Raw genomic sequence first — 655 nt, 5'->3', positions numbered from 1 at the left:
TTCTGCTTTTCGGACAACTGTCTTGCGGTTTGTTCAGCAAGTTTCGATTTTCCTGAACGAGCACCACCGAGAATTAACTGCTTCATATATTTTGATAAAACGCGATTAGAGTAAGGTAAACCAAGAGTTCAGAAAGCTGCTGCGCTGCACCTAAGCAATCGCCAGTAAAACCGCCAATGCGCTTAGTCAGCCAACGTTTTAATGCAAATCGAAATGCAAACAAAACGATGACGATAAATGATGTCTGTATTACTCCGAGAAAGAGCGAAACCACGCCCGCAGTAAACAGCAAAATGGCAACTTCAGACGAGGACTGCTTGTTCGCAAGCGGCTTGCTTTTCGAGGTGTCACTGTCACTCACATAAGGCATGTCGTAAATTAGCGTTGCAGCGAGGGCTCGACTCGTGGTGTAGGCCACAACAATAACGAGCCAAAAATCAGGCAAATGCACTAACTCGCTCCAAAGGACAAACTTCGCCAACAACGCCATCACTAATGTTGCAGCACCATAAGTCCCGATGCGGCTGTCCTTCATGATAGAAAGACGACGCTCAACCGTCATACCGCCACCAATGCCATCTGCCATATCAGTCAAACCATCTTCGTGAAAAGCACCGGTGAGCAACAGGCTGAACGCCATCGTTAATACAAGAGC

At 47.0% G+C, this 655-nt stretch carries 2 protein-coding genes; both read right to left on the bottom strand.

What is annotated here, in order from left to right; genetic code table 11:
- Window positions 1-86: bifunctional adenosylcobinamide kinase/adenosylcobinamide-phosphate guanylyltransferase (locus R7040_RS27200; RefSeq protein ID WP_318097705.1), on the bottom strand; the 86-nt coding region annotated here is incomplete at its 3' end.
- The coding region (locus R7040_RS27195) for an adenosylcobinamide-GDP ribazoletransferase (RefSeq protein ID WP_318097703.1) at window positions 83-655 on the bottom strand (573 nt) is incomplete at its 5' end. The genes R7040_RS27195 and R7040_RS27200, both read right to left, overlap by 4 nt.

Source organism: Vibrio sp. 1069, from assembly GCF_033340555.1.
Note: the sequence above shows the minus strand (reverse complement) of the source record. Positions and strands in the feature narration are given on the sequence as shown.